This is a genomic window from Pseudomonas campi, assembly GCF_013200955.2.
In the GTDB taxonomy this organism is placed as follows: Bacteria; Pseudomonadota; Gammaproteobacteria; order Pseudomonadales; family Pseudomonadaceae; genus Aquipseudomonas; species Aquipseudomonas campi.
This window is the reverse complement of sequence record NZ_CP053697.2, coordinates 4,268,044-4,282,354: the sequence shown is the minus strand read 5'-3', so window position 1 is coordinate 4,282,354 and position 14,311 is coordinate 4,268,044. Positions and strand designations below refer to the sequence as shown.

The following is a 14,311-nucleotide window of genomic DNA, read 5'->3' as shown; positions in this document are numbered from 1 at the left end:
CGACCATGGGGTGGGGTCTATACCCCGCTCCCTCCAACCCTGCAGAGGTCGCATCGGCAGGCTGAATAATCAGTTGTCGGTAGGGCAATTCTCTCGCCGTTTGCGATAGGCGCGCGCCAGTTTTACGGCCTCTCGCAGATGCTCCTCGGGGATGTCGTGATATTCGGTGCTCCAGGGTGCAAAGCTCAGGGGCAGTTGCTGCCAGTAATATTGGAACTCTTTCGATTCCCAGCTGTTATAGATCTCATCCCAACTCAGGCGCTTGAAGTGTGGATGCAGGCACCCTTCTGTCAGGGGGCTGTGCACGGACTGGTAGCGGTAGTCCACAGATAGGCGCATGTGCTCGCTCAGGTTATCGAGAGAGCGATGCAGCATGAGGCTGTGGAAAATCAGCACGTCCCCCTGCTGGTAATCACCTGTTACCCAGGGTCTTTCCTTTATTTCATCGGGAAGCGTGGCTTGGCGGTTGCCCGCTCCCAACGAGAACTCCAGTGGCAGTAAGCCATTTTTGTGCGAGCCAGGCATGAAGGCCAGGCCGCCCAGCCGGATTGGACAATCACTCAAGGGTATCCAGCATGCGTATAGCTCTGTGGTTCCTTGATTGTTGGGGAAGTCCTGATGTGGCGGAGTCGTCGTTTCGGGGTTGTTGGGGAACATCAAGCGACAAATCGACAGCGGGTGAGGGAACGCACTCTCGTCCAGTAGTAGGCGCATCACTGCAAGTATTTCCGGTTGATGGGCCAGGGTATGGAATGACTCGAGGCGCTGTACCTGGTCGTAGACATGAAAGAATTCTGCCTCCCCCTCGAGGGCCGGAGGCACCAGCGGGCGGTCCGCCTGCACCGATGTGCTGTCGCTGGCGAACCATCCCTGATTGCGGCAAACGGAGAAGATATCGTCCAGTGTGGCCTGGATCTTCTGCCGAGGTAGCAGGTTCTGCAGGTACAGATAGCCCTGCTCCTGAAATTGGGCGCGCAGTGCAGCCGGGTCATTCAGCAGGTGGTTGGATGCCTGAATCGGAGCAATGAGAACTGATGGGGGCGTCATGCGATGTGCTCTTTGTCGCGGGTGGCTACGTTGGTTTGATGACTGGTTTTAGGGCTGTTTATAGCCTTCCGGAACTTCGCGCCAGGTTGTCGCGAAGGTCGGCTCTGCTTCGCCCTCGGGGCGGCCGTTGGTGTAGTAGTACAGGGCGATGGATTTGCGATGCACGCCTGGAGGGCACTGCAGTGGATAGGGATGCCCGTGGTAGGAGTTCGCGGTCGTGCTGAAGATCACGCAACGATTCAATTTGGGCAGGATACGCACCGGTGGCCCCTGCATATCCTTGTCCCACAATTCGAGATGTCCTCCCCAGCTCTCCTGCCAGTCCTGATTCAGGTAGAGCAGGAAGTTAAGGCGACGGGCCAAATCGAACTTGCGATGGGTACTGAAGTCAGCATGGATTTTCAGGAAGCCGCCCCGAGAGATCTGGTGGATACCGGCACCTTGCAGCTCGGGGTCGGAGATCAGTCGGCGAATACCGCTCAGCTTGGTCAGTGCATCCAGGAAATGGCTGGAACCCAGTTCCCATATCAGTTCCCGATAGGCCTTCGGCATGGCCAGAACATCGCGCAGGTGTCGCTTCTCGGTCTGCACCGCGCTCAGATTGGGAGTGCTATGGATCCACTCCTTGCGATCCTGATCCAGTGGGTATTGGTCGAGCAGGAGCTGCAGGGTCGACTCGGGGAGAAAGTCATCTATGACGATGTGTGGGAATGGGTTGTTACCCGTGTATTCCCCGTGTTTGGAAATGAACAACTCGGTAATTCTGGAAAAGTCCACCAGCGTGGAATAGTCGATGCCCTGCAGTTGTTGCGGGCTGTCGCCAAGCAGTGTTTTTATTAGCTCTTTCAAGGGTCTGCAGTCCGATTCTATTGTCTGATGCCTGCGGCAGGTCGCCCTGTTGGGTTCTGCCATCGCGCTCTGTATAGTGCGCTCGCTGCCCGCGAGCCTGCATTGTGCGCAGCACGCGCTCTGACGGCAATGATGCGAGTCAACTTCTTCCGGAATACCGGCCACCTGCCCATTCAGAGTCAAGGATGTTCTCTTGTCCCGTTTGTTGAAGCGTTTCTACCGTCTTGTCGTGCTAGCGAGTCTGGGCATGGCTTTTGTAGGTTGCGACGCTTCCATGCAGGGCACCGCATCACGTCCCAACATCCTGTTGATCCTGACCGATGACCTCGGCAACAACGATATCGCCAGTTGGGGTGATGGCCAGGCCCCCACGCCTACCCTAGACAGCCTGAGCAAGCGTTCGGTGCGCTTTCGTCAGCACTATACAGATAGCACCTGCTCGGCCAGTCGGGCGGCGCTGTTGACTGGGCGTGACCCGGTGGCTGTTGGCTTCCAGGCCGCCGGCGCAGGTTTGTCGAGCGATCTGCGGGTCCTTCCTGAGGCACTGCAGGGTCTGGGATATCGCACGATGCACCTGGGCAAGTGGCATGTCGGTGAGGCTCTGGAGTATCGGCAGATTGAGCCGGGCTCCCAGGGTTTCGATTACTGGCTGGGTTATCTGAACCATTTCCTGATGCGCGAGCCAGGGCCTGATGGCCAGCATCTCAGGCGGCGACCCTCGCATACCAATCCCTGGTTGCAGGAGAACGGACAGCCACCGACCCAGTACATGGGCAATGTGGACGATGTGCTTACCGACAAGGCTATCGAGCTGATTCGCGACTCTGGTTCAGAGCCCTGGTTCATCAACCTCTGGTTGTTTGCTCCGCATACTCCGTACGAGCCCTCTCCCGAGTTTCGGCAGCAGTTTCCGGATACGCTAAATGGTCGTTATATGGCTGTTCTGAAGCAGCTGGACCATAACGTCAACAGGCTGCTTGCCGAATTGAAGGCCCGTGGATTGGAGCAGAACACCATCGTGGTGTTCGCCAGCGACAACGGTGGAGCCAATCTGGCTCGGGATAACAATTTCCCCTTCGCAGGCAAGAAGTTCACCTACCGGGAGGGCGGGGTGCGTGCGCCCATGTTGATCTCCTGGGCTGGCCGCTATGAGGATGCTGATCTGCTCGAGGCGTCTACTCTCAAGGATCTCTACCCAACCCTGATTGCCCTGGCCGAAGGCGAAGCCGAGGAGGGGCTTGAGGGTCGTAGTCTCAAGCCGCTTATGGATGGTCGTCAGCAGGCCGAGCCAGCCCAGTTGTTGTGGGCTGCGGAGGATGGATCGAGCGGCATGATATACGGCTTGCATGATTTGCTGGCGCGGCAGACCTACTTTCGCGGTGCCGAGGCCGTATTGCTGGCAGAACCCATGTCTCCTCCGATTAGTCGCAACGAACCTGTGATGGTCGAGGGGCGTGACTATCTATCCCAGGCGCAGATAGAGGAGCGAATGGTGGCCTGGGAGACCAGGGTTAGACGGGTGCCCCTAACCTGGCAGGCCGCGGGTATGTGGTGGCCTGCACAGCTCAAAGGGCGAGATCTGCAGCGAGCCCCCATCTTTGGTGGATACTCCATCGGTTTGGCTTTGCCGGCGTGGTCCGCCCAGGGCGGGGAGCAGGTATTAGTGGATCAGCCTGGTGTGTGGAGCATGCGCCTGGATGGGACGAGGCGATTGCTGGTGCGCCATTCGGGTGTGGAGATGGCGAGTAGTCCCTTGGCGCTTAACCGCTCATGCAATGGGTTGGTTGTCAGTTTCAATATCAGGCCAGCAGTGACCACCCCGTTTCCGACCAAGGCGTCTGCCAGAACCACCGTCCTTCTGAACGGCGTCATGGTGCTTGATAGCGCCGAGCTTCTAAGTCGGCCGAGCGATGAGCAAGTACTGGCCAATGCCACCACAATTGGTGCGGCTGCTGATGGTAGCCATCCTTTTTCGGGGGTAATCCCACCGCCGCTACTAGTTGGCAAGCAGCTGTCCCATGCGACGTCTGGGTATGATGCGCAGGATATGCTGGCCGAACTCTGCCCAGAGAAGTGATGTCTCAGCTGAGATGGGGTCGATGGTGGAGGGCTTCGGCCGGCAATCTAACTCGCTGGCGCTTACCCTTCGAGCACGCTCTTTGCCTATTCAGGTTATTGTGAGCAACCACTAGGACGTGCGGCCCAAGCGGCGCAGGCGCTGTGTGGTGCTGTTGAGTCGAGCTCTGTACGATGCCCACCAACTGCTGGGTTGGAGCCCAGGTGGCTTGGTTCTTAGTTCATGGAACAGCTCCGCCACATCGACCGGATGGATCTGGCAAGTGGTTTGAGGGTGGGGTTTTCCAAGTGCCGAGTACAACCCTTCGATGGTTTCGGAGGGGGTCTGGATCAGATCTTCCTCACGACTGATGGCATGCTTTGGCTCTTTCCGAAGAGTCTCCTCCAGAGATTGGCCAAGGCGCTGCTCCATCCACGCAATATCCGCAGCATGCTGCTGATGTATGGCTTGAGTCAGTTCGTGGGACAACGCGAATTTGTCACTCCAGATTCCGGAGAGTTTGCGGTTGAGTCCCTCGACCTCGGCGATTTGCAGGGAGGCGGCTAGCTCGGGGGCAAATTTCCGGTAGACATACAGCAGCCCGACAAACTGCCTCGACATCGATTCGTTTTCTGTCCTGATGCGTTCTGCTGGAAACTCCAAGCCTAGTCGTTGGCAGAAGTCCGATACCGCGCAGCGGTTGTGCAGGGTGGTGCTATCGAACTTCCAAAGCTCGACGTTAGTCCTCCCGAAAATGTCGTCGAATTTCTGAAAAGTATCTTTGAAGGATCTGTAGAGCCGCATTGGCTCGAAGTTCGGGCTGCGTTTTTTCAGTCGCTGTTGAAATGCGCTGGCGAGATAGGAGGCGGGCGGGCGAACGTAGCTGACCACACGGATGTTCTGAAAGTGAGGCGCCAGGAAGTCGCGCAAGCGAGTCAGTGCTGCTGGGGGCATTGAGCTGATTTGCTCGCCAGAGATGAGTAGATCGCGCGTTCCAGTGTCCGCTATGGCCTGCAGCAGAAGCTTTTCGTAAGCGTCGATAGTCGACACGTCGGGCTGGACATCGAAGAAGCCTCTTTCCGCTCCTTGGGTGAAAAGGTCATAGATGGCATAGCTGTGATTGGGGCTATCACCCAGGTCGGCATAAGTGATGTGCTGATCCGCAAAGCCCTGCAGCGAGTGCTGTATGGATGTGCTGCCGGTCTTGTGCATGCCGATGTGAATGATGCAGGTGTGCATTGGATGTCTCGTGATAGGTTCTGGCAACGATGGTCGGGTCGAGTGAGTGCCAAGTCAATCCGTGTTCTAGATGGGCTCTCAGGTGTCGTTGCTTCAGCATCAGCCTGCAAGCCAAACTGCAATAAAAAACCCGGCACATGGCCGGGTTTTTGTGTCTGGAACAAAGCGTCTTAATCAACCGCCTTGACCATGTCTTCGATGACCTTCTTGGCGTCGCCAAAAACCATCATGGTCTTGTCCAGGTAGAACAGTTCGTTGTCGAGGCCGGCGTAGCCGCTGGCCATCGAGCGCTTGTTGACGATCACGGTCTTGGCTTTGTAGGCCTCGAGGATCGGCATGCCGGCGATCGGCGACTTCGGGTCGTTCTTCGCGGCCGGGTTGACCACGTCGTTGGCGCCCAGCACCAGCACCACGTCGGCCTGGCCGAACTCGGAGTTGATGTCTTCCATCTCGAACACCTGCTCGTAAGGCACTTCGGCCTCGGCCAGCAGGACGTTCATGTGGCCAGGCATACGACCGGCAACCGGGTGGATCGCGTACTTCACGGTGACGCCGCGGTGAGTCAGCTTCTCGGCCAGCTCCATCAGCGCGTGCTGGGCACGGGCCACCGCCAGGCCGTAGCCCGGGACGATGATCACGGTGTCGGCGTTGGTCAGCAGGAAGGCGGCATCGTCGGACGAGCCGGACTTCACCGGACGAGCTTCTTGAGCGCCCGCCGGGCCGGCGGCTTCAGCCGCGCCACCGAAACCACCGAGGATCACGTTGAAGAACGAGCGGTTCATCGCCTTGCACATGATGTACGAGAGGATGGCACCGGACGAACCCACCAGCGAACCAGCGACGATCAGCATCGAGTTGTTCAGCGAGAAACCGATACCGGCAGCCGCCCAGCCCGAGTAGGAGTTGAGCATCGACACCACGACCGGCATGTCAGCGCCGCCGATCGGGATGATGATCAGTACGCCGATGATGAAGGCCAGGGCCAGCATCAGGGCGAAAGCCTGCAGGTTGCCGGTGAACATGTACACCAGGCCCAGGCCGGCGATGGTCAGGCCGATCACCAAGTTGATCAGGTGCTGGCCCTTGAACTGCACCGGCGCGCCCTGGAACAGGCGGAACTTGTACTTGCCCGACAGCTTGCCGAAGGCGATCACCGAACCGGAGAAGGTGATGGCACCGATGGCCGCGCCGAGGAACAGTTCCAGGCGGTTACCGGCCGGAATCGCATCGCCCAGGTGAGCGACGATACCCAGCGATTGCGGTTCAACCACGGCGGCGATGGCGATAAATACCGCGGCCAGACCGATCATGCTGTGCATGAAGGCGACCAGTTCCGGCATCTTGGTCATCTCGACGCGCTTGGCCATGATGGTGCCGGCAGTACCGCCGACCAGCAGGCCGACCAGGACGAAGCCCAGGCCTTTGGCAGCGCCGCCTTCGGTCATCTGCGAACCCAGCTTGAACACCAGGAACACGGTGGTGACCACGGCGATGCCCATGCCGATCATGCCGAACAGGTTGCCCTGGCGCGACGAGGTCGGGTGCGACAGGCCTTTCAGCGCCTGGATGAAGCAGATCGAGGCGACCAGGTAGAGAAGGGTGATCAGATTCATGCTCATCAGTGCTTCTCCACCGGCGCTTTCGGCGCCTTCTTCTTGAACATTTCCAGCATGCGGCGGGTGACCAGGAAGCCACCGAACACGTTGACCGCGGCCAGGGCCACGGCCAGGGTGCCCATGGACTTGCCCAGCACGGTTTCGGTCAGGGCGGCGGCCAGCATGGCGCCGACGATGACGATCGCGGAAATGGCGTTGGTTACCGCCATCAGCGGGGTGTGCAGGGCCGGGGTGACGTTCCACACCACGTGGTAGCCCACGTAGATGGCCAGCACGAAGATGATCAGGTTGTAGATGCTTGGGGAAATCAGTTCCATGTCTCTACTCCTTAGCCGTTGGTGCGCACGACGTTGCCATCGCGGCACATCAGGCACGCGGCGACGATGTCGTCTTCCAGGTTGAGGTGGAACTTGCCTTCGCCGTCGATGACCAGCTTGAGGAAGTCCAGCAGGTTGCGTGCGTACAGGGCCGAAGCATCCGCCGGCACCAGGGCCGCCAGGTTGCTGTGGCCGACGATGGTCACGCCGTGCTGCACCACTACCTGCTCGGCAACGGTCAGCGGGCAGTTGCCGCCTTGGGCTGCAGCCAGGTCGATGATCACCGAGCCCGGCTTCATTTCCGCCACGGTGGCGGCGTGCAGCAGGGTCGGTGCCTTGCGGCCCGGAATCAGTGCGGTGGTGATGACGATATCGGCCTGCTTGGCCTTCTCGTGCACTGCCTTGGCCTGACGCTCCATCCACGAGGCCGGCATCGGACGGGCGTAGCCGCCAACGCCCTGGGCGCATTCGCGCTCTTCATCGGTCTCGAACGGTACGTCGACGAACTTGGCGCCGAGCGATTCGATCTGCTCCTTCACCGCCGGACGCACGTCCGAGGCCTCGATCACCGCACCCAGGCGCTTGGCCGTGGCGATGGCCTGCAGACCGGCAACACCGGCACCGAGGATCAGCACGCGGGCGGCCTTCACGGTACCGGCAGCGGTCATCAGCATCGGCATGAAGCGCGGGTAGTGGTTGGCGGCCAGCATCACGGCCTTGTAGCCGGCGATGTTGGCTTGCGAACTCAGCACGTCCAGGCTCTGCGCGCGGGAGGTACGCGGAGCGGCCTCCAGGGCGAAAGCGGTGATGCCACGGGCGGCCATGCGCGCAATGATCTCGTTGCTGAACGGGTTGAGCATGCCAACCAGCACGGCGCCGGTCTTCATGTGGGCCAGTTCGGCATCGGTCGGGGCGACCACTTTCAGCACCAGGTCGGCACCGAAGGCGGCGGCATCGTTGCCGATGGCTGCGCCCACGGCTGCATAGGCGCTGTCCGGAATGCTGGCGCTGACGCCGGCACCGGTCTGTACAGTCACCTGATGGCCTTGGCCGATCAGCTTCTTGATGGTTTCGGGAGTCGCGGCAACGCGCGTCTCACCGGCATGGGTCTCGAGAGGAACACCGATGTGCACTTCAATTCTCCTGCGTGATCGTTTTGATGAACCAGCGCACTGCGGGTGGCACGCGGGTGAGGGCGGATCAGCACAAACCCGCACGGATAATGGCGGGGCGCGGCATTTTGCAGGTGAACGGCGAGCCCTTCAAGAATTTATGGAGTTTTGAAATTCGATTACTACAAGTTATAGGTGCTGTCGTTGTCTTTTATACCAGCTGCAGGCCGCGCTGTTGCTGGCCTAGCCCCCAGCTGGCGGTGCCTGTAGGGGTGTTTTGGCATTCGCCAGCTGAATAACCGTTCGTCGATTCCAATGCGGTGTGAAATGTATCGAACGGATTGTGCGAAATCCTGTTCGCGCCAGCTGTGGCGGGGCTTTCAGGGGTTTTACCGGGTTGCGCCGATGTAGTGTTCGCGGCGCCGTGCTACATGGGCGCAGGCCGCGCACGGCAAGGGCTACAGGCGATTTTCTCGTTGGTAGTCACGGGCCGCCTGCAACAACCAGTCGCGAAACGCGCGCAGAGCGGCCGATTCCAGCTTGCGCTCGGGAATGATCAGGTAATAGGCGCGCTCATCGCTATGAAAAGCCTGCGGGTGGGCGGCGACCAGGCGCCCCTCGGCCAGCTCGCGCTGGATCAGGAACGGTGGGATCAGCGCCACGCCCATGCCGTGGATCGCCGCCTGGGCCAGCATGGAGAACAGCTCGTAGCGCGGCCCGCTGAGGTCACGCGGCACATTCAGACCCTGGGCGTTGAACCACTGGCGCCAGGCATAGGGGCGGGTGGTCTGTTGCAGCAGCGGCAACGCCGCCAGTTCCGCGGCACTGAACTGCGCGCGCCCGCCCAGCAGCTCAGGGCTGCACACCGGCAGCGGGTACTCGGGCATCAGGTAGTGCGCCTCGGTGCCGGACCAGTCGGCATCGCCGAAATAGATCGCGGCGTCGAAGGCGGTGTCGGCGAACAGGAAGGGCCGGGTGCGGTTGGTCAGGTGCACGGTGACTTCCGGGTGCAGGCGCTGGAAGTCCTTCAGGCGTGGCACCAGCCACTGGGTGGCGAAGGTCGGCACCACCGCCAGCTCGATGCTCATCGCACCCTGCTGGCCCATGGCGGCCAGGGTGTCGCGCTCCACCGCATCCAGCTGGGCGGCGACCTTGCGGCTGTAGGCCAGGCCGGCCTCGGTCAGCTGCACGCCGCGGCGCGAACGGCGGAACAGTTCGATGCCGAGAAACTCCTCCAGCCCGGCGATCTGCCGGCACACGGCGCCCTGGGTCAGCGCCAGTTCGTCGGCGGCTTTGGTGAAACTCTGGTGGCGGGCGGCCGACTCGAAGGCCACCAGGGCGACGGTGCTGGGGATCTTGCGGCGCATCTATGCGATAGCCTCACAGTCATGAGCTTGAATTGCCTTCTCAGGCTATCTCGGAGTGAGCTTATTGCACAACACCATGCAAAATCCTCGTTTGCCCCGTGCCGTTTACGGGCCTAGTCTTGCTCCATCGACTGGCCGCGCCCTTCGCAGGTGGCGGCCCTCTACTGCCAACGTTTCGAGGATTCGCCCCATGGCCAGCAAGGCAACCTTCAACTGGATCGACCCGCTGCTGCTCGATCAGCAACTGACTGAAGAAGAGCGCATGGTGCGCGACAGCGCCCAGCAGTTCGCCGCCGACAAGTTGAAGCCGCGCGTGCAACTGGCCTTCCGCAACGAGCAGACCGATCCGAAGATCTTCCGCGAGATGGGCGAAACCGGCCTGCTCGGCGCCACCATCCCCGAAGCCTACGGTGGCAGCGGCCTCAACTACGTGTGCTACGGCCTGATCGCCCGCGAAGTGGAGCGTATCGACTCCGGCTACCGCTCGATGATGAGCGTGCAGTCGTCGCTGGTGATGGTGCCGATCAACGAGTTCGGCAACGAAGCGACCAAGCAGAAGTACCTGCCCAAGCTGGCCAGCGGCGAATACATCGGCTGCTTCGGCCTGACCGAGCCGGACCACGGTTCCGACCCGGGTTCGATGATCACTCGGGCCAAGAAGGTCGACGGCGGCTATCGCCTGACCGGCGCCAAGATGTGGATCACCAACAGCCCGATCGCCGACGTGTTCGTGGTCTGGGCCAAGGATGACGCCGGCGAAATCCGCGGCTTCGTCCTGGAAAAAGGCTGGCAGGGCCTCAGCGCCCCGGCGATCCACGGCAAGGTCGGCCTGCGCGCCTCGATCACCGGCGAGATCGTCATGGACAACGTGTTCTGCCCGGAAGAAAACGCTTTCCCCGATGTGCGCGGCCTGAAAGGTCCGTTCACCTGCCTCAACTCCGCCCGCTACGGCATCAGCTGGGGTGCCCTGGGCGCCGCCGAGGACTGCTGGCACACCGCGCGCCAGTACACCCTGGACCGCAAGCAGTTCGGTCGGCCGCTGGCGCAGAACCAGCTGATCCAGAAGAAGCTGGCCGACATGCAGACCGAAATCACCCTGGCCCTGCAAGGCTGCCTGCGCCTCGGGCGGATGAAGGATGAAGGCACCGCCGCGGTGGAAATCACCTCGATCATGAAGCGCAACAGCTGCGGCAAGTCCCTGGAAATTGCCCGCATGGCCCGCGACATGCTCGGCGGCAACGGCATCAGCGACGAGTACGGGGTGGCCCGCCACCTGGTTAACCTGGAAGTGGTCAACACCTACGAAGGCACCCACGACGTGCATGCGTTGATTCTCGGCCGCGCCCAGACCGGTCTGCAGGCGTTCTTCTAAGAGCCTGACGCGGATTGCTTTGGCTCCCCTCTCCCACTTGTGGGAGAGGGGCCGGGGGAGAGGGCGTTGGCTGACTAACCCTCTCCCCAGCCCTCTCCCCAGCCCTCTCCCGTGAACGGGAGAGGGGGCAGGAACGCACCGCAGGCAATTTCGTAGGGTGGAAAACCGCGCAGCGTTTTCCACCAAAGCCGGTGGATGGATAGAGCGTCATCCACCCTACAAAGGAATCTCGCAATGTCCGGCGCCCTGTCCCATATCCGTGTTCTCGACCTGTCCCGCGTGCTCGCCGGGCCCTGGGCCGGGCAGACGCTGGCCGACCTCGGTGCCGAGGTGATCAAGGTCGAGCGCCCCGGTACGGGCGACGACACCCGTCACTGGGGCCCGCCCTACATCAAGGACGCCGACGGCAATGACAGCCGCGAGGCGGCCTACTTCCAGTGCGCCAACCGCAACAAGCAGTCGCTGACCCTCGACTTCACCCAGCCCGAGGGCCAGCGCCTGGTGCGCGAGCTGGCGGCGCAGTGCGATGTAGTGCTGGAAAACTTCAAGGTCGGCGGCCTGGCGGCCTATGGCCTCGACTACGAGTCGCTGAAAGCGGTCAACCCGCGACTGATCTACTGCTCCATCACCGGTTTCGGGCAGAACGGGCCCTACGCCAAGCGAGCAGGTTATGACTTCATGATCCAGGGCCTCGGCGGGCTGATGAGCCTGACCGGCAAGCCCGATGGCGAGGACGGCGCCGGCCCCATGAAGGTCGGCGTCGCCCTCACCGATATTCTTACCGGGCTGTACGCCACGGTCGGCGTGCTGGCCGCGCTGAACGCCCGCGAGCAGACCGGCCAGGGCCAGTTCATCGATGTGGCCTTGCTCGACGTGCAGGTGGCCTGCCTGGCCAACCAGGCGATGAACTACCTGGCCACCGGCCAGTCGCCCACGCGCCTGGGCAATGCCCACCCGAACATCGTGCCTTACCAGGACTTCCCCACTGCCGATGGCGATTTCATCCTCGCCGTGGGTAACGACGGGCAGTTCCGCAAGTTTTGCGAGGTCGCCGGCCTTCCGGCTTTGGCCGGTGACTCGCGCTTTTCCACCAACCAGGCGCGGGTGGCCCACCGCGCCGAGCTGATCCCCCTGCTGCGCCAGGCCACCGTGTTCCGCACGACCGCCGAGTGGGTGGCGTTGCTGGAGGAGGCCGGCGTGCCCTGCGGGCCGATCAACGACCTGGCCCAGGTGTTCGCCGATCCCCAGGTGCAGGCCCGCGGCCTGCGCGTGGAGTTGCCCAACAGCCTGGGCAGCGTCACCCCGCAAGTGGCCAGCCCGCTGCGCCTGTCGCAGACCCCGGTGGACTACCGCCTGGCGCCGCCGCTGCTCGGTGAGCACAGCGAAGCCATCCTGCAGCGCCTGCTGGGGCTGGATGCCGGGCAGATTGCCGAGCTGCGCGCGGCCGGCGTGGTCTGAGAACCTGTATCGGTGCTGACTTGTCAGCGCTCGGGCGGGCAGCTCTGCGGTAGCCCTCAATCGCCAATGCATTCGCCCCCGCCGGAGCGCAGCGCCTGTGCACCCGGTCAGCCGCCCCGCCTCGCTTCTGTAGGAGCCAGCTTGCTGGCGATGCTTTTGACCTGCTGGGATCGCCAGCAAGCTGGCTCCTACAAGTCTCCATGCAGATTTAATTTTTATATGTAAAACAATTAGTTATTTATAGTTTGATGGGGTGGATGTATCCGCGATGCCTTTCATGCCGCGCCAACACCGCGGACCTACACTGCCCGCCAGCGGCGCTCCTCAGCCTGCTGAGCCGCCCGGCGCGGTTGCGTCGAACGCCCCTTCCAGCAGCTGGAAGTAGCGCAGCATGCTGCGCCGCGCCAGGCTCGGATCGCGCGCCAGCAAGGCCTGGATGCGTTGCGTCTGGCTGTCGCGCAGCTTGTCCGCCAGGGCGGCGGGTAGCGGGTCGTGCTCGGCCATGGCGCCAAACACATGGGAAAACAGCGCGAGGGCGCGGTTGCCACTCAGCTCGGCAATGCACAGGTCGAGCTCGCGGGAGGTGGCCAGGCGTCCTGCCGCGGTGGCCGCCTGCAGCTGTTGCAGGCGCGCGCGGCCCTCGTTATCCAGGCGTTGCGCGGTCAGGCCTGCGGCGGCCAGCTGCAGGGTTTTCCACACCGAGTAGAAGTAGTGCCGCGGCAGTTGGTTGTGCCGCAGGTAATTCAGCGCCAGCTTGATGGTGTAGCTCGGATCGGGCGTTTCCACGATCAGCCCGCCGCCCTGGCCGCGCCGACTGCGCACGATGGCGTGCAGTTCCAGGGTGCGCACCGTTTCGCGCAGCACGGCTCGGCTGACCTGATGGAGGGCCTGCAGGTCCGGTTCGGCGCCGAGGCGGGCACCGGCGCGCAAGCCGGAATTGGCGATGCTGCGGGCGATCACCACCGCCAGGCGGTGAGCGGTTTTCTCGTAGACCTTGCGGATGGCGAAATCAGGCGCCAGTTGCAGGCTGCTCATGTCGGATGTCGGCCCCTGCTGCAGGCTGCCGCTGAGCTCGACGATCAGCTCGCGGAGCTGGCGCAGCGAGTCGCGCACGTTGTCCTGGGCGCGCTGGGCATCACCGGCCACGATGAACTCGAGCAACTCCAGCTTGAGTTGGCGGCCCGTGATAAAGGCCTGCTCCAGCTTGGCGCGCACGTGCGCCCGTTGCGGTGTACGGCCATTGATGGTGACGAAGCACAGCGCCACGTAGATCAGGCTGATGGCCGGGTTGGCGGCCACCTGGCAGATGAATTCGCGCACCTGGCCGTGCAGCTGCAGTTCTTCGTTGAAGCTGCAGGGCGGCGTATGGCGCAGCAGGTCGATCAGTTGCCGCGCGCGGCCGATGTCGCTATCGCTGAGCTGTTCGGCGGCATGGCTGACGATCAGGCATTCGATCAGCTCACGGGCTTCGAACAGCTCGGCAAAACTGACGTCGGTCAGTTCCAGATAAGTCGCCAGGGCCAGGGCGGCAGAGTCATTGGCGGGCTGGCGGACGATCAGGCCGCCACCGGCACCGCGGCGCATGCTGGCCACGCCGTTGCGCTCCAGCTGGCGGATCGCCTCGCGCAGGGTAGCGCGGCTGATCCGGTAGCGCTCCATCAGCTGGGCTTCGGAGCCCAGCAGGCTGCCGACGGGCCAGCCGAGGGCGGCAATATCTTGCTGTATCGCCTCGGCCACCAGCTCGGCGAGCTTGGCCTGGCGCCCACTGTGCTTCAGCGCGGCCCGGCGCAGGTCATGCACGCGGCTGAGTGCTGGGCTCGAATCGGTAGCAACTGGAGTCAACATGTTTGTGCCTGATCCAGGAGAAAGGCGCCACAG

At 62.2% G+C, this 14,311-nt stretch carries 11 protein-coding genes; 3 read left to right on the top strand and 8 right to left on the bottom strand.

From position 1 onward, the window contains the following. Positions 1 to 69: 69 nt before the first annotated feature. Complete coding sequence (locus HNE05_RS19660; RefSeq protein ID WP_173210525.1) at positions 70 to 1,047, bottom strand: phytanoyl-CoA dioxygenase family protein; 978 nt, start codon at positions 1,045 to 1,047, stop codon at positions 70 to 72. A 48-nt stretch (positions 1,048 to 1,095) separates the two neighbouring features. After that, positions 1,096 to 1,896 (bottom strand): 2OG-Fe(II) oxygenase, encoded by an 801-nt coding sequence (locus HNE05_RS19655; RefSeq protein WP_240008785.1) that lies wholly within the window; start codon positions 1,894 to 1,896, stop codon positions 1,096 to 1,098. A 193-nt stretch (positions 1,897 to 2,089) separates the two neighbouring features. On the opposite strand from HNE05_RS19655, the gene HNE05_RS19650 reads away from it, so the two are divergent. Continuing rightward, a complete protein-coding gene (locus HNE05_RS19650) occupies positions 2,090 to 3,973 on the top strand; it encodes a sulfatase-like hydrolase/transferase (RefSeq protein ID WP_173210523.1) in 1,884 nt (627 codons plus the stop codon). Positions 3,974 to 4,084: 111 nt separating this feature from the next. Here HNE05_RS19650 and HNE05_RS19645 read toward each other — a convergent pair whose 3' ends face one another. The 5 genes from HNE05_RS19645 to HNE05_RS19625 form a co-directional block, all read right to left on the bottom strand. Then, complete coding sequence (locus HNE05_RS19645) at positions 4,085 to 5,191, bottom strand: hypothetical protein (RefSeq protein WP_173210521.1); 1,107 nt, start codon at positions 5,189 to 5,191, stop codon at positions 4,085 to 4,087. A 170-nt stretch (positions 5,192 to 5,361) separates the two neighbouring features. Then, positions 5,362 to 6,810: an NAD(P)(+) transhydrogenase (Re/Si-specific) subunit beta gene (locus HNE05_RS19640; RefSeq protein ID WP_173210519.1), complete on the bottom strand. Its 1,449-nt coding sequence runs from the start codon at positions 6,808 to 6,810 to the stop codon at positions 5,362 to 5,364. Further along, positions 6,810 to 7,124 (bottom strand): NAD(P) transhydrogenase subunit alpha part 2, encoded by a 315-nt coding sequence (locus HNE05_RS19635; protein ID WP_160077203.1) that lies wholly within the window; start codon positions 7,122 to 7,124, stop codon positions 6,810 to 6,812. The genes HNE05_RS19640 and HNE05_RS19635 overlap by 1 nt, the downstream gene beginning before the upstream one ends. Before the next feature lie 11 nt (positions 7,125 to 7,135). Further along, positions 7,136 to 8,257, bottom strand: coding sequence for a Re/Si-specific NAD(P)(+) transhydrogenase subunit alpha (locus HNE05_RS19630; protein ID WP_173210517.1), 1,122 nt, complete (start codon positions 8,255 to 8,257; stop codon positions 7,136 to 7,138). A gap of 437 nt (positions 8,258 to 8,694) precedes the next feature. Then, positions 8,695 to 9,603: a LysR family transcriptional regulator gene (locus HNE05_RS19625; protein ID WP_173210515.1), complete on the bottom strand. Its 909-nt coding sequence runs from the start codon at positions 9,601 to 9,603 to the stop codon at positions 8,695 to 8,697. Positions 9,604 to 9,793: 190 nt separating this feature from the next. Here HNE05_RS19625 and HNE05_RS19620 point away from each other — a divergent pair, with 190 nt between their 5' ends. Together HNE05_RS19620 and HNE05_RS19615 are read left to right on the top strand one after the other, a co-directional pair. Beyond that, complete coding sequence (locus tag HNE05_RS19620) at positions 9,794 to 10,975, top strand: acyl-CoA dehydrogenase (RefSeq protein WP_173210513.1); 1,182 nt, start codon at positions 9,794 to 9,796, stop codon at positions 10,973 to 10,975. Between the two features lie 234 nt (positions 10,976 to 11,209). Further along, positions 11,210 to 12,433 (top strand): CaiB/BaiF CoA transferase family protein, encoded by a 1,224-nt coding sequence (locus tag HNE05_RS19615; protein WP_173210511.1) that lies wholly within the window; start codon positions 11,210 to 11,212, stop codon positions 12,431 to 12,433. A gap of 324 nt (positions 12,434 to 12,757) precedes the next feature. Here the strand turns inward: HNE05_RS19615 and HNE05_RS19610 are convergent, their stop codons facing one another. Continuing rightward, complete coding sequence (locus HNE05_RS19610) at positions 12,758 to 14,278, bottom strand: FadR/GntR family transcriptional regulator (RefSeq protein WP_173210509.1); 1,521 nt, start codon at positions 14,276 to 14,278, stop codon at positions 12,758 to 12,760. Between the last annotated feature and the right edge of the window lie 33 nt (positions 14,279 to 14,311).

What these genes read in the sequence shown, in the direction of transcription:
- HNE05_RS19660 (WP_173210525.1), bottom strand. Translation starts at nt 1,047, where the DNA reads ATGACGCCCCCATCAGTTCTCATTGCTCCGATTCAGGCATCCAACCAC.
- HNE05_RS19645 (WP_173210521.1), bottom strand. Translation starts at nt 5,191, where the DNA reads ATGCACACCTGCATCATTCACATCGGCATGCACAAGACCGGCAGCACA.
- HNE05_RS19640 (WP_173210519.1), bottom strand. Translation starts at nt 6,810, where the DNA reads ATGAGCATGAATCTGATCACCCTTCTCTACCTGGTCGCCTCGATCTGC.
- HNE05_RS19635 (WP_160077203.1), bottom strand. Translation starts at nt 7,124, where the DNA reads ATGGAACTGATTTCCCCAAGCATCTACAACCTGATCATCTTCGTGCTG.
- HNE05_RS19625 (WP_173210515.1), bottom strand. Translation starts at nt 9,603, where the DNA reads ATGCGCCGCAAGATCCCCAGCACCGTCGCCCTGGTGGCCTTCGAGTCG.
- HNE05_RS19620 (WP_173210513.1), top strand. Translation starts at nt 9,794, where the DNA reads ATGGCCAGCAAGGCAACCTTCAACTGGATCGACCCGCTGCTGCTCGAT.
- HNE05_RS19615 (WP_173210511.1), top strand. Translation starts at nt 11,210, where the DNA reads ATGTCCGGCGCCCTGTCCCATATCCGTGTTCTCGACCTGTCCCGCGTG.
- HNE05_RS19610 (WP_173210509.1), bottom strand. Translation starts at nt 14,278, where the DNA reads ATGTTGACTCCAGTTGCTACCGATTCGAGCCCAGCACTCAGCCGCGTG.